The 18,703-nt window shown below is 56.7% G+C and carries 13 protein-coding genes; 7 read left to right on the top strand and 6 right to left on the bottom strand.

The genetic code is table 11. The features are described 5' to 3' along the window. Nucleotides 1–347 precede the first annotated feature (347 nt). A complete protein-coding gene (locus MWH26_RS11390) occupies nt 348–2,957 on the top strand; it encodes a T9SS type A sorting domain-containing protein (RefSeq protein ID WP_247974381.1) in 2,610 nt (869 codons plus the stop codon). Between the two features lie 162 nt (nt 2,958–3,119). Next, nucleotides 3,120–3,389: a hypothetical protein gene (locus MWH26_RS11385; protein ID WP_244696740.1), complete on the top strand. Its 270-nt coding sequence runs from the start codon at nt 3,120–3,122 to the stop codon at nt 3,387–3,389. A gap of 114 nt (nt 3,390–3,503) precedes the next feature. Here the strand turns inward: MWH26_RS11385 and MWH26_RS11380 are convergent, their stop codons facing one another. The 4 genes from MWH26_RS11380 to MWH26_RS11365 form a co-directional block, all read right to left on the bottom strand. Continuing rightward, nucleotides 3,504–3,830, bottom strand: a complete 327-nt coding sequence (locus MWH26_RS11380) for a HesB/IscA family protein (protein ID WP_244696739.1) — start codon at nt 3,828–3,830, stop codon at nt 3,504–3,506. Between the two features lie 92 nt (nt 3,831–3,922). Further along, complete coding sequence (locus MWH26_RS11375) at nt 3,923–4,333, bottom strand: hypothetical protein (RefSeq protein WP_244696738.1); 411 nt, start codon at nt 4,331–4,333, stop codon at nt 3,923–3,925. 92 nt (nt 4,334–4,425) lie between these two features. Then, nucleotides 4,426–4,842 carry a Fe-S cluster assembly scaffold IscU gene (iscU, locus tag MWH26_RS11370; RefSeq protein ID WP_188558280.1) on the bottom strand — a complete coding sequence of 139 codons (417 nt, stop codon included), beginning with the start codon at nt 4,840–4,842 and terminating at the stop codon, nt 4,426–4,428. Between the two features lie 78 nt (nt 4,843–4,920). Further along, the gene (locus MWH26_RS11365) at nt 4,921–6,135 is read right to left on the bottom strand and encodes an IscS subfamily cysteine desulfurase (protein WP_244696737.1); all 1,215 of its coding nucleotides are present in this window, start codon (nt 6,133–6,135) and stop codon (nt 4,921–4,923) included. 153 nt (nt 6,136–6,288) lie between these two features. Here MWH26_RS11365 and mce point away from each other — a divergent pair, with 153 nt between their 5' ends. The 3 genes from mce (at nt 6,289) to MWH26_RS11350 (ending at nt 8,925) form a co-directional block, all read left to right on the top strand. Then, nucleotides 6,289–6,693 carry a methylmalonyl-CoA epimerase gene (gene mce / locus MWH26_RS11360; protein ID WP_247977089.1) on the top strand — a complete coding sequence of 135 codons (405 nt, stop codon included), beginning with the start codon at nt 6,289–6,291 and terminating at the stop codon, nt 6,691–6,693. Between the two features lie 171 nt (nt 6,694–6,864). After that, nucleotides 6,865–7,446: an L-threonylcarbamoyladenylate synthase gene (locus tag MWH26_RS11355; RefSeq protein ID WP_247974380.1), complete on the top strand. Its 582-nt coding sequence runs from the start codon at nt 6,865–6,867 to the stop codon at nt 7,444–7,446. A 63-nt stretch (nt 7,447–7,509) separates the two neighbouring features. Next, nucleotides 7,510–8,925: a CCA tRNA nucleotidyltransferase gene (locus MWH26_RS11350; RefSeq protein ID WP_247974379.1), complete on the top strand. Its 1,416-nt coding sequence runs from the start codon at nt 7,510–7,512 to the stop codon at nt 8,923–8,925. 504 nt (nt 8,926–9,429) lie between these two features. Here MWH26_RS11350 and MWH26_RS11345 read toward each other — a convergent pair. Together MWH26_RS11345 and MWH26_RS11340 are read right to left on the bottom strand one after the other, a co-directional pair. Beyond that, nucleotides 9,430–12,063 (bottom strand): PspC domain-containing protein, encoded by a 2,634-nt coding sequence (locus tag MWH26_RS11345; RefSeq protein WP_247974378.1) that lies wholly within the window; start codon nt 12,061–12,063, stop codon nt 9,430–9,432. 51 nt (nt 12,064–12,114) lie between these two features. Continuing rightward, complete coding sequence (locus MWH26_RS11340; protein WP_244696730.1) at nt 12,115–12,483, bottom strand: PadR family transcriptional regulator; 369 nt, start codon at nt 12,481–12,483, stop codon at nt 12,115–12,117. Between the two features lie 349 nt (nt 12,484–12,832). On the opposite strand from MWH26_RS11340, the gene MWH26_RS11335 reads away from it, so the two are divergent. Together MWH26_RS11335 and porU2 are read left to right on the top strand one after the other, a co-directional pair. Next, nucleotides 12,833–13,930, top strand: a complete 1,098-nt coding sequence (locus MWH26_RS11335) for a putative type IX sorting system protein PorV2 (RefSeq protein ID WP_244696729.1) — start codon at nt 12,833–12,835, stop codon at nt 13,928–13,930. Between the two features lie 78 nt (nt 13,931–14,008). After that, complete coding sequence (gene porU2 / locus MWH26_RS11330; RefSeq protein ID WP_247974377.1) at nt 14,009–18,565, top strand: putative type IX secretion system sortase PorU2; 4,557 nt, start codon at nt 14,009–14,011, stop codon at nt 18,563–18,565. The last annotated feature ends 138 nt before the right edge of the window (nt 18,566–18,703 follow it).

Genomic DNA, 18,703 nt, shown 5'->3' with positions numbered 1-18,703 from the left:
TTTCAACCCCTGCAAAACAGTATACCTTCACTGGCACCGGTTTATCGGGCAACATAACAGTGAGCTTTGCTAATGCAACCTCCTTCGAGGGTAGTGTTGACAACGTCAACTTCACAAGTTCATTAGTTCTACCATCTAGTGGTGGTACTATCTTTGTTCGTTTCAGACCCCAAAGGTTGGGAACTACTACTGATGAGTTTATTCAAGCTACTGGCCCTGCCAATCGTAGCACAATTTCTGCCTTTATAGATGTTCGTGGTACAGGTACGCCTGGTGCACCTACTATTTCGGTCGATCCTACTGCCCTTGGCTTTGGTAACCAAGTAACCAACACTACCTCGTCGCCGATGAGCGTAAATGTTACGGCTACTTCACTAACGGATGGTATCACAGTTACTGCTCCTGCTGGTTTCCAAGTGAGCACTACTGCCAATGGTACTTATTCGCAAACGTTGACCTTGCCCCAAACTGGTGGTGCTGTTAATACAACGGTGTTTGTAGTTTTCACCCCAACCGCTGCTCAGAACTACGTTGATGTAGTAACCTTTGCCAGTGCTGGTGCTACTACTCGTAATGTAAGTGTATCGGGTGTGGGTGTATTGCCTCCCGCTACCTTGGCGGTAAATCCTACCCAGCTTTCTTTCCCCAGCACCCAAGCCGGACAAGTTTCTGCTTCGCAAAACTTCACTGTTACGGGTTCTAATCTGACGGACGTTGTTACGGTGACTGCTCCCAGCGGCTTCTTGATTCGTCAGGGAACTTCGGGTAGCTTCGCCCAAACCGTTACACTGACTCCTGTTAACAACTCGGTCAACACTACTCTGCAGGCTCAGTTCGCTCCTACCGCAGCTGGCACTTACAGTGCTGCCATCACAGTAGCTACCGCTGGTAATGGTGGTGCTAGCGCCTCTGTAACAGTAACGGGAACTGCCACGGCTGCTCCTACCGGTCCGTTCATCGTAGTGGATCCTTCCTCACTGGACTTTGGTACCGTTACCAGCAGTGGATCAGCCCAGACGCTTTCATTCACTGTGAATGCTGGTAACCTGACGGCTCCTTTGGTGCTCACAGCTTCTAACCCTAACATCGAATTCCGTGATGCAACCTCTGGCGGCGACTTCGCCAAGGGTAGCCTTAGCATTGCTCCGAGCAACAACACTGTTTCGCCCCGTACTATTGAAGTGAGATTGGTGCAGACTATTGCTACTGGTCCGTTCACTGGTAACATTACTGCCTCTAGCACTGGAGCTACCTCGCAGGTTGTATCTATCACGGCAAACAACGCAACAGGTAACAACTCCTCTATTAACACTTCCGGCACTCTTCAGCAATTCTCAACAGTTCCAGGTGTTGCTTCTGCTGTGCAATCCTACCGCGTGTCGGGTACCAACTTGTTGCAAGACATTCGGGTAGCTGCGCCGACTTACTTCCAAGTATCCTTGGATCCTACGTTTGCTGGTATTACTACTACGGGTAACTCTATTACGGTTGCCCGGGTTGGTAACGACGTTCCTGAAACTACAGTTTACGTTCGTTTCCTGCCCCCAGGCGCCTTGGCTACTACCTCGGTTATTCTGAATTCCAGTGAGCCAGCCATTACCCAGGGTGTTTCGGTAGAAGGCACCAGCCGCCCTTCAGTGGCATTGAACAATGCGTTCCAGGAAGTACGGAACATTGTAATCAACACTACTTCGCCTTCTCAGGCACTGGTTATCAATGCCCAGCGTGTACTGCAGCCAGTAATTATTAGCAAGGCGCTAAGTAGCAACCCGTTGAATCCAAACAACGTCGAGCAGTTCGAGCTTTCGCTGGATAACGTAACCTTTACGAACTCCTTGACGCTGACTCCTAACTCGTCGACGTACAGCATTAACCAGCCCATCTACGTGCGGTACAAGCCAACGTACTTAGGCAGTGGCCAGTCAACGCTCCAATTCCAGAGCAATGACTTTGAGAATAAGGCAACTCAGTCTTTCGACCGTAACGCACTGCTCTCGGGTCGCTCGATTGACGTTGAGCCCACTATGCGTAATGTTCCTTCAGTGGTACGTGGCAACACTACGGCGACTGTAACCTTCAACTTGCCTGCTGACTATATTGCTCAAGGATATGGAGAAGGCCGTCTGATTGTAGCAAGCACTCAGTCGCAATTCCCGGCAGATACGCGGCCAGCTGACGGTACTGGTTACCAGACTGGTAACCAGATTTACGGTGCTGGTGACCAAGTTGCTCCTGGCTTCTATGTAGTGTATGCTGGTGCTAACCAATCAGTAGTAGTAGAAGGGCTGGACGTAGGTACTACCTATTACTTCTACACGTTCGAGTTCAACAATATCAACCCGAACCCAGCTGTACAGATTCAGGGCGCTGAAAACTACCTGTCGCCGCCGGTGCCGAATACCATTCCTGGTATCATTGCTCCTTCGCCGCTGCCCGTTACGCTGGTGTCGTTTGACGCCAAGGTTCGAGGTAGCAAAGTAGCTCTGACTTGGGTTACGGCTTCGGAACTGAACAACAAAGGATTTGAAGTAGAGCGTAGCCGTGATGGTAAGACGTTTGAGTCTATCCTGTCGCGGGAGGGTAAGGGTACTACAACCGCCCGTACTACCTATACTGCCGCTGATGAGCAGCCCCTGAGTGGTACTTCGTACTACCGCCTCAAGCAGACGGATTTTAACGGTACTACCAGCTTCAGCTCACCAGTAGTAATCAACTTCCTCCGTTCCGGCGACGTCACGATGTATCCGAACCCAGTGGAAGATCAGTTGACCATCGAATTGGGTGGCGCTACGGAAGGTGTAATGGTAAGCATCACTGATGCCAGCGGCCGCACGATTCGGAGCCAGAAGCTAGATGCTACCGGCAAGCTGAATATGGGTGACTTGAAAACCGGTACCTACTTGGTAACAGTAGGCGAAGGCGACGCAAAAGTGACGCGTCGTATCGTGAAAAAGTAAAGTCAGCTTACGGCATAATAGAAAAGCGTCATCCTCAAAAAGGGTGGCGCTTTTTTATGTTGGTATGCTACTGGCTTAAATTATATCATACTGATTCCAATCGTTTTTCTTTAGAACCAGTATAAATCCGAATAATCTCCCATTACCAAAACTCCACCTCCCATGAAAACTTCCCTGAAATCATTTCTAGCCGTAGCAGCCTTCCTCACCTTCGCTGCATCTTCTTGCTCCGAACAGACCCAGAAAAACGCGGAAGCTACCGCTGATAGCGCCGCTTCTGATGTTAGCAATGCTACCGATCAGGCCGCCGATGCTACTAGCAATGCTGCCGATAATGTGCAAGCTGACATGGCACCCGAAGCCGGTGACACGGCCGTAGTTCAGAACAAGGAGGCCGATAAGCTAGTAGAAGAAGTGCCTGAAAAGCAATAGTTTCTTCGTTGCTGAATACGTGTGAATAAATAACTCTTACCATATAGGGTAGGAGTACAATAAAAAAGCCCAGGTTAAAAACCTGGGCTTTTTTATTGTACTCAACTAGTATCGTTACACCGAAAAACTCTCCCCACAACCACAGGTGCGGGAAGCGTTAGGGTTATCGAAAAAGAAGCCTTTGCCGTTGAGCCCATCCGAGAAATCGAGCTGGGTACCGGCTAGGTACAGGAAGCTCTTCATGTCAACCACTACCCGTACGCCTTTGTCCTCAAACTCCTGGTCCATGGGCTTGACTTCATTGTCGAAATCAAGCTTGTAGCTTAGGCCGGAACAGCCGCCGCCAGCCACGGAAGCCCGCAGACGATAGGTAGTATCCAGTTCAGCATCTTGCATGAGCTTCTCAACTTTCTCCTTGGCTTTGTCAGAAACGGTAATCATGGGTAAAAAAGCTAATCCGGTCCGCAGGCAATGGCGTCCAGGTGAATGTCAGATAGAGAACACCAAAGATACGGCGCTTGTTCAGAAACATTCTAAGAACTAGGATTCAGGACTACGCTGAATACAGTAATTGTGGTTAGGTCGCGGCCATAATAGAGCTTATCTAACGCTTCGTACACGTTGTGAGCCCGGAAATAAGAGGTTTGCAGCTCTTTGTCGCCACGTGTGCGCCACTGGATGGTGTAGGAGCTTTCTTCGTCCCGATAGCGCTGCACGTACGTCAGCATCTTGCGCAAGGCTTCCAACTTATCGGAACCCACCTCATACCGGAATAGGAAGCTTTGGTGGTGGCGCGGATTAACGGTAATCAAATCCAGGCGAGTTTGCCCATCTAACTGCCGAAATTCAAACAACAAGTTACCTGCTCCCAAACCCAGATAGTCTTCTATCTGACGTTGTATCCGGGCGCTTTCAACGTGCACGTTGGTAGGAGAAAAGTCCATGGCGTAAAGGTGAGATACGAAAAAGGAGAGGTGAGAAGCAGACTATTTGCAAGTCTTGCTTCTCACCTCTCACTTCTGGTCCTAGTGAGGACTTAGTGGTGCGACTTCGGCATCTCCAGCTCCGGCAAACCGTTCTTTACGCGGTAATCGTTGATAGCTGATTTGATAGCGTCTTCGGCCAGCACGGAGCAGTGAATTTTTACGGGCGGCAGCGCCAGCTCTTCCACAATCTCCATGTTGTCAATGGCCAAGGCCTCATCTACAGTTTTGCCCTTGAGCCACTCGGTAGCCAATGATGACGACGCAATGGCTGAACCGCAGCCGAAAGTCTTAAACTTAGCGTCGGTGATGGTATTGGTAGTCTCATCTACCTCGATTTGCAGACGCATTACGTCGCCGCACTCGGGAGCACCAACCAACCCAGTACCCACGTTCTTTTTGCTCTTATCCAGCGTGCCTACGTTGCGCGGGTTGCTGTAATGGTCGATTACCTTATCGGAGTAAGCCATGGCTTTATTTTCTTCAATTAAGAGTTATCAGAGTAAGTTGCCTGTTAGCAGCAGGTGCTCCAACAGGCAACTAAAGTTCTAGTGTTCAGCCCACTCAATGGAGTTGAGGTCAATGCCTTCCTTGAACATCTCCCATAGGGGCGACATTTCGCGGAGTTTGGTAACGGCTTCTTTTACGTGGTTGATGGCGTAATCGATTTGCTCGTCGGTGGTGAAGCGGCTCAGGCCAAAGCGCAGGGAGCTATGGGCCAGGTCGTCGCTCAAGCCTAGGGCCTTCAGTACGTAAGAAGGCTCCAACGAAGCCGAAGTGCAGGCAGAGCCCGAAGACACAGCTAGGTCTTTCACGCCCATCATCAGGCCTTCGCCTTCTACATATTTAAAGGAGATGTTGGCTACGTGGGGTAGGCGGTGCTCACGCGAACCGTTCACGTAGCTTTCCTCTAGAGTCAGCAACTCCTGCTCCAGCCGGTCGCGCATGGCGCTCAAACGAGCGGTATCAGCGGCCATATCCTGCTTGCATAGCTCGCAGGCTTTGCCTAGACCCACAATACCGGGTACGTTCAGGGTGCCCGAACGCATGCCGCGTTCGTGACCGCCACCGTCCATCTGGGCCGTTACCTTCACGCGCGGGTTTTTGCGGCGTACGTACAACGCACCTACTCCTTTAGGGCCGTACATCTTGTGGGCCGAAAAAGCCATCAGGTCGATGCCGTCAGCAAGTACATCCACCGGAACTTTGCCAACTGCCTGAGTGCCATCGGTCATGAACAGAGCGCCGTGCTTATGGGCAATCTGGGCAATTTCGCGGATGGGCTGAATGGTGCCGGTTTCGTTGTTGCCGTACATGATGGTCACCAGAATGGTTTCTGGCGTCATGGCTGCTTCCAACTCTTCCAAGCTAATCAGGCCTTCAGCGTTAACGGGCAGGTAGGTTACGCGGCCGCCTAGCTTTTCAATATGCTTGCAGGTGTCGAGAACGGCTTTGTGTTCCGTGGTGGCGGTGATGATGTGGTTGCCCTTCTGCGAGTACATTTCGAAAACGCCCTTAATGCCGAGGTTGTCGGATTCAGTAGCGCCCGAAGTGAAGATAATTTCTTTGGGGTCACAGTTAATCAGGCTGGCAATTTGCTCGCGGGCGTAATCCACGGCCTCCTCGGCAGCCCAGCCGAAGGGGTGGTTGCGCGAAGCGGCGTTGCCGAATACCTCGGTCAGGTACGGCATCATGGCCTCCAGGACGCGCGGGTCGAGGGGCGTAGTAGCGTTGTTGTCGAGGTAAATAGGTAGCTTGAGCATGGCTCGGGGGTCTGGTTTCAGCGGAGAATCATTCGCAGGTAGAACACAAAAACCACAGAACAGGTTTTACTTTCTTCCCACATTTGCAGTGCAAAAGTAGAACAAATCCAAAGAAGCCGCGCTATGCGGCTACCTCGCATTTTCGACCAACCCATGCTCACCAACCTCGAACATCTCGGCCTTGCCGTCAAAGACCTAGAAGCGGCCACGGCCCTGTATACTACCCTGCTGGGGCAGGCGCCCTACAAGCGGGAACATGTAGCCTCTGAGGCCGTGGATACAGTGTTTTTTCAAGTAGGCGGCTCGAAAATAGAGCTGGTAGCCGGCACCTCGCCTGAGAGTGCCATCACGCGCTACCTGGACAAAAAGCCGGAGGGAATTCACCACGTAGCTTTCGAGGTAGACGACATCCGGGCTGAAATGGCGCGGCTGCGGGCTGAAGGGTTCGTGTTGCTGAACGAGGAGCCCAAGCCCGGTGCCGATAATAAGCTGGTGTGTTTCGTGCATCCTAAGTCAGCGGGTGGCGTGCTCGTGGAGCTGTGCCAGAGTATACAATAGGGTGTTGAGGCCTTGGGAGCTTAGGGTCTTGGATGGTATTCCGGCGGTGCTGAAACGCCTTCTGCATTCCATGCCCGAAACTCCAAGGCCATAACATCTTAAATCACCAAAAAGCCAAACCATCAAACTCCCAAGACCTTAGGCCCCAAAGTTCCTAAGAACCCAAATCATATGAATACTAAATTCTTTCGTGAGGAGGTAGACGCCGCCGTGGATGCGCTGCTGATGCAACAGGTGATTCTCTACCCTACGGATACCGTGTGGGGCCTGGGCTGCGACGCCGAACTGCCCCGCGCGGTGGAGCAGATCTATAAGCTGAAAAACCGCCCGCCCGAAAAGGCCTGCATTGTACTGGTGGCCGACGCGGAAATGTTTGCCCGGTACGCCGCCGTAGTGCCCCCAAACCTGCCCGAACTGCTGGCCGCCCAGCAGCGGCCTACTACGTACGTGGTGCCCGGCAGCCGCCACTTAGCCCCGAACCTACTGGCCCCCGATGGCACCATTGGGCTCCGGGTGGTGCAGGCGGACGAATTTTGCCAGAAGATAGTGCGGCGCCTGGGGCACGGGGTTGTTTCTACCTCGGCTAACCGGAGCGGAGAAGCCACGCCGGCCGTGTTTGCCGAAATTGACCCGGCCCTGGTGCGCCAGGTGGACTACGTAGCGCACTGGCGCCAAGACGACCAGAACCGCGCCGCGCCCTCGCGGGTAGTGCGGGTAGGGCCCGCCGGCGAGTTGGAGGTGTTGCGTGATTAGGTTGCTCTGGAATGAGCCTTGCAAAAGCCGAGGCCGTACCTTTGCCGCTCAACGTACTTTCGCATGAACCAGCCGCACTTACCCGCTCTTCCGTTGTTTCAAACCATTGCCGATGCCGCCGGCGAACTAGGCTACCCCGCTTACGTGATTGGGGGCTACGTTCGGGATTTGGCCCTGGGCCGGGAAAGTAAAGACGTAGATGTGGTGTGCGTGGGCGACGGCATTGAACTGGCCCAGACCGTAGGACGCAAGCTGCCGGGCCGCCCGCGCGTAACGGTATTCAAGAATTTTGGGACGGCCATGTTGCCTACCCCCGAAATTGAGGTGGAATTCGTCGGAGCCCGCAAGGAAAGCTACCGGGCCGACAGCCGGAAACCGGAAGTAGAAGCTGGCACGTTGGAGGAAGACCTGGCCCGCCGCGACTTCACTATCAACGCCCTCGGGCTCAGCCTAAACCCAGCAGACTTTGGGGCTTTGGTGGACCGCTACGATGGCATGGGCGACTTGCAGCGCAAGCTTATCCGGACGCCCCTGGACCCCGACGTAACGTTTTCCGACGATCCGTTGCGCATGCTGCGAGCCATTCGGTTTGCTACCCAGTTGAACTTCGATATTGAGCCTGACACGTTCGACGCCTTGGCTCGCAACAAGGAGCGCATTAAGATCATTTCGCAGGAGCGCATCACCACGGAGCTCAACAAAATCATCATGGCTCCGAAGCCTAGTTATGGCTTTAAGCTGCTGTTTCAGTGTGGCCTCTTGCACCTAATCTTTCCGAAAATGGCCCAGCTCTATGGGGTTGAGAAAGTGGGGCAGCACGCGCATAAAGACAATTTTTACCATACCCTGCAGGTGCTGGATAATGTAGTGGCGGCTGGCGGCGACCTATGGCTGCGCTGGGCGGCTATCTTGCACGACATTGCCAAGCCGGCCACCAAACGCTACGACAAGCGCGTGGGCTGGACCTTCCACGGGCACGAAGACAAGGGCGCGCGCTGGGTGCCCGGCATCTTTACCGACCTGAAACTGCCCCTAGGCGAAGAAATGCGCCAGGTGCAGAAGCTCGTGCGCCTGCACCTGCGACCCATTGCTTTAGTTAAGGAAATCGTGACGGACTCGGCGGTGCGCCGGTTGCTCTTTGAAGCCGGCGACGACATTGACCGCCTAATGCTGCTCTGCCGGGCCGATATTACCAGCAAGGACCACCAGCGCGTGGCGCGCTACCTGCGCAACTTTGATGTGGTAGAGCAGAAGCTCAAGGAGGTAGAAGAAAAGGACCACCTGCGCAACTTCAAGCCCGTCATCACTGGCGAAATCATTATGGAAACCTTCCGCCTGCGGCCTTCCCGGGAGGTAGGCGAGCTGAAGGAAGCCGTGCTGGAAGCCATTCTCGACGGCAAAGTCCGCAATGAGTACGAAGAGGCTTTCCCCTTCCTCTTAGCACTAGGCCAACAAAAAGGTCTCGAAGCAGTGAAGTAGCGAGGTGGTAAACAGGTGAGCCTGCTGTACTGGCATGGCAAGCAGCGCGACATCATCTGTCCTGCCCAACGTGCTACCCCTCAGAACATGACAAACCCTTGCCGTTCGCACTAACGGCAAGGGTTTGTCATGTTCTTGGCTTGTCACAAGAGAGAGAAGAATAACGGCGTGCCCCTCGCTAGGACAACTCACACTTTCACCACTACTCAGGAAATAAGTGAAGGAAGCCGGACCTTCCTGTTGCAGCAGGGGGGGTAGGTCACGGCTTCCTTCGGGTCTCACCTTTTCACTCACTCAAGATAGACCCTTGTATGCGTTGCGCAGGCGCAGGGTGGTAGATGTAAGGAGTGGGCACCTAGTTGCCTGAAAAGTATCGGGGCAACGCTGGTTATGTGCATTTTCGAGGTATAGAACGGAGTAAGTTAAGGAGGGTTACAGCTGGTCAGGAAAACGCTGGCGGGGGCATAACCACGTAGTATTTACGGCCTTGGGGGAACAGATAAGTTAGTCAACGGCCCGGATGGTGGCGGCTCCAATGGCCTCGCGGCGCACAGTACCGGGCTTGCCGCTATACTCAATCAGGCTCGCACCGACGGCATTTGCTTCTAGCTCCTGGGTGACCTGTACGCGCACCTTGCTGGCTCCAATGGCATCAATATCGGCGCGTTGAGCCGTAAACTCGGCGGCGGCTACTTCGCAGGCGCCGGTGCCTTCTACCTCTAGGTTGTTGGCGCTGCCTTGCAGAGCGGCCTGGCAACCGCCGGCTAGTTCCATGCGCAGTTCCTGCAAATCTCCCTGCAGGCGGAGCTGGCTGCCGCCGGCCTGTTGCACGCGCAAGTTGCCGGAATTGAAGCCGTTTACCTGGGCCCGGGTACCACCTACCAAGCTTAGCTCATTGAGTTCTGGTAGTTCAATGGTCAGCAATACTTCCTCCGTGGAGCCGCGGCGAGAGTCGAACAAGTCGCGGTTGCGGGGGCTGATGGTCAGCTCCTGACCGTCGCGCTCAATCTTGATGTCGCGCAGGGCACGGCCGCTGCCAGCCGCCCGTACGCTGTAGCCGCTGCCCTGGCGTACTACAACCCGGTAAGGACCCACAACGCTCAGGTGGTCAAAATCTGTTTCGTCGAAGCGCTGCCGCTCTGAGCCGTAGGAGTTTTCATCGGTGCTGAAGGATTCCACGCCGCCGAAGTTCAGGCTAATATCGGCGTCTTCACGGCCCTCGTTGTAGTCGTCATTGTCCTCGCCTTCCTCCCGCTCACTGTTAGGGCCGCCGCGCAGGTCGGCTTCCGTGCAGTTCACGCACGCTACCTTGTTGCCCTGCATCCGGAACAAGAACTTCTCGGGGTGGTAGGGCTCTTGCTCATTCACGAAATCCTCGGCGTTCAACCAGTCGGCAAACTGCTCCGTCATGCGGAACGTACGGCCCTGGGGCACCAGCAGGCGCAGGCGCATTTCCTGGTCGCGGTAGCGGGCGTTGGGCTGGTACGTGAAGTGGTCGTCTACGCTCAAGGTCGAGTCGTTGAGTACCCGCAGCGTGTGCAGGGTAGAGGTGGCGGCCGTACGGCGGGCCAGCGAATCGGTAGCGCCCTTGGCCGAGATGATGCGCTCCAGGCGGAGCACCTGGCCGCTGTCGATACCCACGATGTCCAGGTCTACCCATTCGTCATTCTCGAGCTGGCGGCGTTCCAGCACCAGCGACGAACGAGTCAGGCCATTGAGCGGCACGGTTTGGGTAATTTCTTCCTGCCGCTGAAACTCACGAGCCAAGCGGGTACCTGCCACCGAGCTGCCTACCACGCCCAGCAACCACAAGCCCAGTAAGCTCAACGACGCGGTGCGGTTCAGGATGGTGCGCCGCAGCAGCAGCCCCAGGCCCGAAAGCAGCAGGGCCAGGGCCGGAATGGCCGTGAGCAGGTAGAAGCTCAGGACGGCCAGCGGCGAAATATCATTGAAGAGGACAAAGGGCTGGAACGGACCGAAGTCAAGGTTGTCAGAGGCCGAAATCACGCCCAGACCCACACCCATCATGATGGTGCTGGCCAGTAGCCACCCAAAGCCCGTGAGCACCAGAATACCCCCGGCTACTACCCGGATGATAGAGCCCAAAGAGTTAATCAGCGGGCTGATATTGGTAAAGAAGTTCTCCAGAAAAGTACCAACGGGCCGGTTGTTCACGGGCGTGCCGCCTTCTTCAAAAGGGCTGTTACGCAGGTTGTTATCCAGGGCCGACAGGGTTACCGCGTCGCCGCGCATGCGGAGCTTGTCGGAGGCGGTTTTCGCCTCCGGCAAGAGAATCCACAGGATGATGTAGAGCGGCAGGGCGAAGCCGCCGGCAAACAACCCCACAATGAACAGAATCCGAATCAGGACCACATCTACCCGGAAGTACGCCGCTAGCCCCGAGGAAACGCCCCCGACTTTGCCCGTATCCGTGTCGCGGTAGAGTTTTTTAAACACGGGGTCCTCGTTGGTAGGCGTGCCGTCGAAGCGGGTAGGCAGCACCACCCAGAGGATGATGTAGGTCAGGACGGATACTACCGGCAGCTTCTCGCCAAACTCTTCCATCAGCGTGTCATCAAACAGAATTGGAAGCACGATGAGCAGAAGCAGGAAGCCCAGCCGAATCCAGAGCGGATTGATGACGAAGTACCGGGCTAAGCCGGCCGCTACCCCCGCCACCTTGCGGTTGGCCATGTCGCGGTAGAGACGTTTGGTGCCCTCTGCCTCTTCCGCGGGGGCGGTGGCAGACGAACCCGAGCCCGTGTTACTACCGGCCGAGTAACCGGCGGAAGTACGGGGGCCGGTGTAGGTGCCCTGGGCCGAGCCCGTAGCCACGGCTTCGGCCAGGATTTCCTCGTCGTCCTCGGCCTCGTCGGCGGTCTGGAAGTCGCTCACGCGACCCATTTTGGCGGTCATGGCCTCCACGTCTTCCAGCGTAATCACCTGCTTAAGCCCCGAGAGGCGGGCGGCGAACAGCTCGGCGATGCGGCTTTCGATATCGGCCACGATTTCCTCGTGACCCCGGTAGCCGCTGAAGTGGGCTTTCACTTCCGCCAGGTAGCGGCTGAGCACGTCGTAGCCATCTTCCTCAATGTGGAAGATCATGCCCTGAAGGTTGATGCTGATATTCTTTTTCATCTCAGTGCTGCAACAATTCAAGAATAACTGGAAGGTGAGCGGGCAGGCTGGTTAAAGCAACGGCTCCGCGGGGAGGGCGCTGCCGTTGGCGTGGGGCTTCTGGCGAATGATGCGGATGGAGTCCTGGACTTCTTCCCAGGTCAGGCGCAGCTGGTGCAGAAACTCCTGGCCGGCTTCGGTGAGGGTGTAATACTTGCGGGGAGGGCCACTGGTAGATTCTTTCCAGGTGTAGTCCAGCAGGCCCGCGTTTTTGAGGCGCGTCAGCAGCGGGTAGAGCGTGCCTTCCACCACAATCATGCGGGCGGAGGTAAGCTCTTCGAGCATGTCAGACGCATAGACCTCCCCGCGGGCAATGATTTCCAGGATGCAGAACTCCAGGATGCCCTTCCGCATCTGCACTTGGGTGTTCTCGACTTTCATGGGCTGAGGCAGATATCGGTGAAGAATGAGTCAAAGATATGTAAAGGTACTATGTAACACAAGGTACTGGGTAAAAATATTTTTGGTTGCGCTTCAAACCGAAAATTTGGCTGGAAGGGAAGAGAGAAACGGTTACCAGCAAGTGACTGACCGAAGTTAGCTTGCCCCGGCAACGGGTAGGGGAGGTGCCAAACCAGGCTCAGGTGAGGGTTCTAAGGTTTTCGGGCGGCGTGTTTACCCGCTGGAAACCAGCGTTAACCGAGAAGTACAATCCAGCTCGCACTATTAATGAGTATCTTGCGTTGCTGCCGCGTTACCTTTCCCTAGTTGTTATCTGGTTTACTTCTCTATGCCGCACTTTTTCCGTTGTACTTCGCTGGTGCTGGGCCTGGGGCTGAGCGTGGGGGCCCTGGCCCCGGCTTTCGCCCAAACCAAAACGCCCAAATACAGCAATGAATTTTTGAATATTGGGGTTGGGGGCCGGGCCCTGGGTATGGGCAAAGTACAGGTCAGTCTGGCCGATGACGCCACGGCCGGCTACTGGAACCCCGCCGGACTGGCCAGCCAGAAAACCAAGTACGATGCCGTGCTCATGCACTCCGAGTTGTTCTCGGGCATCGTAAAAAACGACTACGCGGCCTTTTCCATGGCTCTCGACGATAAAAGCGCCATTGGGGCCAGCTTTATCCGGTTGGGCGTAGATGACATTGCCGACACCCGGGCCCTGGTCAATGAGTACGGCTACATCAACTACGACAACATCCGCTACTTCTCCGTCGCCGATTACGCCCTGCTGCTCACGTACGCCCGCAAGATTGGGAATATAGAAGGCCTGCAGGTGGGAGCCAACGCTAAGGTGGTGTATCGCAACATCGGCAGCTTCGCCAATGCCATTGGGTTTGGCCTAGATGCCGGCGCTCAGTACCAGCGCAACAACTGGCGCCTGGCCCTCATGGCCCGCGACATCACCACTACCTATAATGCGTGGTCAATCAATTCGGAGGAGTACGAAGGCTACGCCGTTGAGACGGATGCCATTCCGAAAAACAGCACCGAAATTACCCTGCCCACGTTTGTGCTGGGCGTTGGGCGCACGGTAAAGCTCCCGAACGAATTTACCGCCACGGCCGCCGTGGACTTGGAGCTGACCACCGATGGGCAGCGCAATACGCTCGTTTCATCGAAAGTCGTGAGCCTGGACCCGCGGGCCGGCCTGGAGCTGGGCTACAAGCAGTTGGTGTATTTGCGCGGTGGCGTGGGTAACATCCAGCAGGTCCAATCCTTCACTGGTAAGGAAGAATGGAAGATGCAGCCCAGCTTAGGCGTCGGACTGGCCCTGAGCGGCCTGCGCCTGGACATGGCCCTCTCGCGCCTGGCCGTGGAAAAGTTGGGGCGACAGTCGCAGCCTACTTCCATTATCGTTTCGCTGGGTTACGGCATTAAATAAAGCAGTTCCCGGTAGTAGCCCGTCAGGCAGCCTACGGGAAACCTATCCAATTACAGAGAAATACTAATTGTCTTTCCTATGAAGCAAGCTTACCAGCAACAATGGTGGCTCTTGTTCCTGCTCCTGGTGCTTAGCGCGGCGGGAGCCCGCGCCCAATCCGGGCCTTATGGCAACGAGTGGATTGTACCGGGCCAGCAGTACTACAAAGTGAAAGTAGCCCGCGACGGGCTCTACCGCCTCGATTACCAATACTTGCAGCAGGCGGGCATTACGGGTGTGAGTCCGCAGCGCCTGCAAGTATGGCGGCGGGGTAGGGAGGTAGCGGTGCACGTAGGTGGCAACCAGACTACCCTAGACCAGAGCACGTTCATCGAGTTCTTCGGCCAGAAAAATGACGGCACCCTCGACCGGGGCATGTTCAAGAACGCCGCCGACAACCCTCAGCCCTACTATAGCCTGTTCACGGACACGGCCGCCTACTTTATTACCTGGTCGAGCACGGCCCAGGGCCGGCGCATGGCCCAAACCAACCCAGCTGCTACGGCCACGCCGCATGCCCGCCGGATCCGGCAGCCCCTGCGCGTATTCTCGAACTCCTACAATACCATCAACGACGAGACCAATGTGTACAACTCCTGGTCGGAGCGGGGGGAAAATTTCCTGAGCGATGAGTTTGCCACTCAGCCCTTCGTCGTGGCCTTTGACTCCGTGTGGGCCGTGGCCAGCGGCGGGCCCGTGCCGCGGGTAACGCTGCAGGTGGTGGGCAAAACCATGGGCCAACACCGCACCCAGGTTAGCGTAGTAGAAGCCAACGGTACTACCCGCGTGCTGGGCACGCTTAATTACGCCAACTTCGACTACGCCCGCGGCTCGTACGAGCTACGGGCCTCAGACCGCAACGCCAACGGGCGGGTGCAGCTGCAGCTAACCCAGCTTCTGGGCAACACCTCCAACAGTGTGCGCGGTGACCGAGCCCGGGTGGCTTACGCCCGCCTGACCTACGCACAGAACAGCCGCTGGCCCCAGCGCCAGACCCAGCTGTTTTTTGCCAATGACTCCACTCTCACCGGCGGGCCGGCGTACTACCTGCTCGACTCCATTCCGGCCACGGTGCGCGGCTACGACGTCACCGACCCTTACTCCGTGCAGCGCGTGGAAGGCCAGGCGGGCACTGCTGCCACCCAGCGGGGCTTCGTATTCGCGGATGCTACCACGGCCCGGACCCGGCAACTGCTGCTGGCCGACGCCAGCCGCGCCCTGGTGCCCCGGCCAGCTCAGCGCGTGTACTTCCGTACAATTTCGCCGGCCGCGCACAACTTCCTGATTGTAACCAGCCGGGTGCTCATGCACCAGGCCGGCACCACGGCCAACCCCGTGCGAGCCTATGCCAACTACCGGGCTAGCACTGGCTGGGATACGCTGGTCGTGACATCGGAATTACTTTACGACCAGTTTCACTACGGGGAGCGGTCCTCGCTGGCGGTGCGGCAGTTTGCCCAGTGGATGCTGGCTGGTAGCTCCCGTGCTAAATCGTTGCTGCTGCTGGGCAAAGGCATTGGGGTAAGCGAGTTCTGTGGCGTTTCCTTCCGCCGAGACCCCGAAAACTACCGCGACTGTCTGGGCTTTACCGGCAGCTCCGCTGTGGTGCGCAACCTAGTGCCGGCCAGTACCCGCGGTATTTCGGATATCTTTTTCACGGCCGACTGGCAGAATGGCGACTACCGGCCGCGCATGAGCACCGGGCGCATTGCCGCCCAGACGCCCCAGCACGTACTCAACTACCTCAACAAGCTCAAGGAGCACGAGGCCCTGGGCTACGCCCCCTGGCGGCGCAACGTGTTGCACATGGTTGGCAGCATTAATGCTACCGAGGCGGTGGTCTTTGAAAACTACCTCAACAAGTACGGCACCTACGTGCGGCGCCCACCCTTCGCTGGCAACGTGGTAAAAACCTACCGCCGCGCCGATTACCCGGGTACGATTCCCGGCGCTACCCCGCCCTTGAACCTGGCCGCTGATTTCAACGCGGGTCTATCGTTTATTTCTTATTTCGGGCACGGTGGCCCCCAGACCTTGGCCTGGCAGATTGCCCGAATTAATGATGCCGCTAACGGCTTCGCCAACCAGGGCAAGTACCCAGTGTGGTATATCAGCGGCTGCTCGGCGGGCAACGCGTTTACCTCCTACGGCTCCTTCGGTGAGGACTACATGCTGGCTGAGAACAAAGGGGTAGTTGGCTTTCTAAGTGAGTCGGACCTGGGCTTTGACCCGGACCTGGACGCCCTGCACACCGAAATTGTGAAGCTGCTGTTCTCGGACCCCACCTGGTACGGCAAGCCCGTGGCGGAGGTGCAGCAGGAAGCCGTGCGGCGCCTGCAAACCAATGGTAGCGCCTCCAGCATCGCCGGCCTGATGAATACCGTCTGGCAAGGCGACCCGGCCCTCAAGCTGTTTTCTCCCCTGAAGCCCGACTTCCAGACCGCTAATAGCCAGTTACAGGTTTCGCCGAGCATCATCCCGATTACGGCTGCCCGCTTTGACTTGAAAGTGACGGTCAGCAACCCCGGCCGCAGTGCCACCGGCACGCTCGATATTCGGGTAACCCGGAGCTACGGCAACGGTCGGGCCAACGAGGTGTTGCTGTTCGAGAACCTGCGCCAAGCCCGCCGCGACACCACCTACACGCTCAGCATCACCAACCCCAGCACGGGTAGTATTGCTGGCCTCAATACATTCTTGGTAGAAGTTGACCCCGCCAATAAAATTGACGAATCGGACGAGACCAACAACCAAGGCACACTTACCTATACCTTCCTGACGGGCGGCGTAACGGCGCTGAGCCCGCCCGAATTCGGGATTGTGGGTAGCCGGTCGGTGCGGCTAGTAGGCCAAAGCAGCGTACTTACCGTGACCAGCCGCGAGTACGACATGGAACTGGACACGGTCCAGACCTTCAACAGCGCTCAGCTCAAAACCAAGCGTGTGGCCGCCGTGATGGTACCGGAGTGGAGCGAAACCCTCCCTAGCTTCGCCGGCCGCGACAGTGTGGTGTGGTACTGGCGCCTGCGCCTGCACGCTCCGCAGGGCGACGAAAGCCCGGATTGGGTGGTAAGCTCCTTCCGCGTAATAAACGGCCGCAACGGCGGCTGGTCGCAGAGTCACCCGGGCCAGTTCCGCCGCGACGAGCGCAGTGGCATTGAGGTAGCCGTGCCCGGTGGGCAGTGGAGCTTCAATGCTGGCACGCAGGAAGCTACCGTAACCTCTACCCGCATCGGCCCGGCCCGGGAGTGGCAATCAGTCTTCCACACCATCCGAACCAGCACTAACAGCAACTACACGCTTCGGCTGTTGGGCGTTGACTCGCTGGGGGTAGTGACAGTACTCAACCCCAACATTACCAGCCGCACACTGGCCTTAACCGGCATTTCGGCCCAGAAGTACCCTTACCTGCAGCTGCAAGCGGTGCTGCGCCAAACCGGTAGCGGTCCGGCTCCGCAGCTAGAGCAGTGGCTGGTAACGTACCAGGGCATTCCTGAGGGCGTGGTTCGGCGGGATGTGGTGCTGGCCTCTGCGCCAGCGGCCTATGATGCCGCCACGCTGGCCCAACAGGCCCGCACAGGCACGCTGACCATTCCGGTAAGCTTCCAGAATGTGGCCGACTTCGACTTCACCGACCCTTTGGTAGCCTACATTCTGGTGCGCGACAATGCCAACCACATCGTACAGAAAAACGTGGTGTTCCGGGGTAGCCCACTGTTGGCGCACTCCCAGCGCACCTACGAGGTGAAGTTGAACATTGTAGGTCTGACGGGCACGCTCAGCGGACAGGTGGTCCTGAACCCTCGCCGCCAACCCGAGCAGTATTACTTTAATAACGAGTTGCCGCTGCCGAGCTTCGAGGTGGAAAACCGGGACACGCCGCCGGTGCTGGATGTGGCCTTTGATGGTCGCCACCTGCTCAACGGTGACATCGTTTCGACTCAGCCCATCATCAGCATTCAGCTGCGCGACGCGGACCGGCTGCGCCCTATGAAGGACCGTTCGGCCTTTATCGTGACGCTGACCCGCCCTAACGCTACGGCCTCCGTGCCGGTTGATCTGAATGCGGCGGGCATCACCTTCGTGGCCGACTCGGCCCAGGGTACGGCTCGGCTGGAGTATCAGCCTGGCAAGGCTACCCCTCTGCCCGATGGGGTATACACGCTGGAAGTGCAGGGCCGCGACGGCTCGGGTAACTTAGCTGCCTCGGAGCCCTACCGCATTACGTTTGAGGTAATCAGCAACACGAGCATCACCAACGTTTTCCCGTACCCAAACCCCGTAATCAGCAAAACGAAGTTTGTGTTCACGCTCACGGGTAGTACCGTGCCGCGCAATATGAAAATTCAGATTGTGAGCCTGACGGGCCGGGTAGTTAAGGAAATTATGATGGCCGACCTGGGGCCGCTGCGCATCGGTAACAACGTATCGGAGTATGCCTGGGACGGCACCGACGACTACGGCGACCGGCTGGCTAATGGCACCTACCTCTACCGGGTGGTCCTAGACGACCCCGAAGGCCAGTTCAAGCAGCGGCAAACCAGCGCCGATAAGGCCTTCAAGAAAGGTTGGGGCAAGCTGGTACTGCTCCGCTAGCGGTGTTGTAGCGAGTTACTAATTCGGTGAGTTGTTGTTCTTTCAAAGGCCACAATTCACCACGTAAAAAGCCCCGGCAGAAATACTGTCGGGGCTTTTTGTTGTACTTGAACCAAGGAAATATCTAAGCTTAAGCTG

The organism is Hymenobacter sublimis, assembly GCF_023101345.1.
In the GTDB taxonomy this organism is placed as follows: domain Bacteria; phylum Bacteroidota; class Bacteroidia; order Cytophagales; family Hymenobacteraceae; genus Hymenobacter; species Hymenobacter sublimis.
Note: the sequence above shows the minus strand (reverse complement) of the source record. Positions and strands in the feature narration are given on the sequence as shown.

Coding starts and splice junctions, on each gene's coding strand:
- MWH26_RS11365 (WP_244696737.1), bottom strand. CDS start 6,135: ATGCTCAAGCTACCTATTTACCTCGACAACAACGCTACTACGCCCCTC.
- MWH26_RS11335 (WP_244696729.1), top strand. CDS start 12,833: ATGCCGCACTTTTTCCGTTGTACTTCGCTGGTGCTGGGCCTGGGGCTG.
- MWH26_RS11380 (WP_244696739.1), bottom strand. CDS start 3,830: ATGATTACCGTTTCTGACAAAGCCAAGGAGAAAGTTGAGAAGCTCATG.
- MWH26_RS11375 (WP_244696738.1), bottom strand. CDS start 4,333: ATGGACTTTTCTCCTACCAACGTGCACGTTGAAAGCGCCCGGATACAA.
- MWH26_RS11340 (WP_244696730.1), bottom strand. CDS start 12,483: ATGAAAGTCGAGAACACCCAAGTGCAGATGCGGAAGGGCATCCTGGAG.
- porU2 (WP_247974377.1), top strand. CDS start 14,009: ATGAAGCAAGCTTACCAGCAACAATGGTGGCTCTTGTTCCTGCTCCTG.
- iscU (WP_188558280.1), bottom strand. CDS start 4,842: ATGGCTTACTCCGATAAGGTAATCGACCATTACAGCAACCCGCGCAAC.
- mce (WP_247977089.1), top strand. CDS start 6,289: ATGCTCACCAACCTCGAACATCTCGGCCTTGCCGTCAAAGACCTAGAA.
- MWH26_RS11350 (WP_247974379.1), top strand. CDS start 7,510: ATGAACCAGCCGCACTTACCCGCTCTTCCGTTGTTTCAAACCATTGCC.
- MWH26_RS11390 (WP_247974381.1), top strand. CDS start 348: ATGAGCGTAAATGTTACGGCTACTTCACTAACGGATGGTATCACAGTT.
- MWH26_RS11385 (WP_244696740.1), top strand. CDS start 3,120: ATGAAAACTTCCCTGAAATCATTTCTAGCCGTAGCAGCCTTCCTCACC.
- MWH26_RS11355 (WP_247974380.1), top strand. CDS start 6,865: ATGAATACTAAATTCTTTCGTGAGGAGGTAGACGCCGCCGTGGATGCG.
- MWH26_RS11345 (WP_247974378.1), bottom strand. CDS start 12,063: ATGAAAAAGAATATCAGCATCAACCTTCAGGGCATGATCTTCCACATT.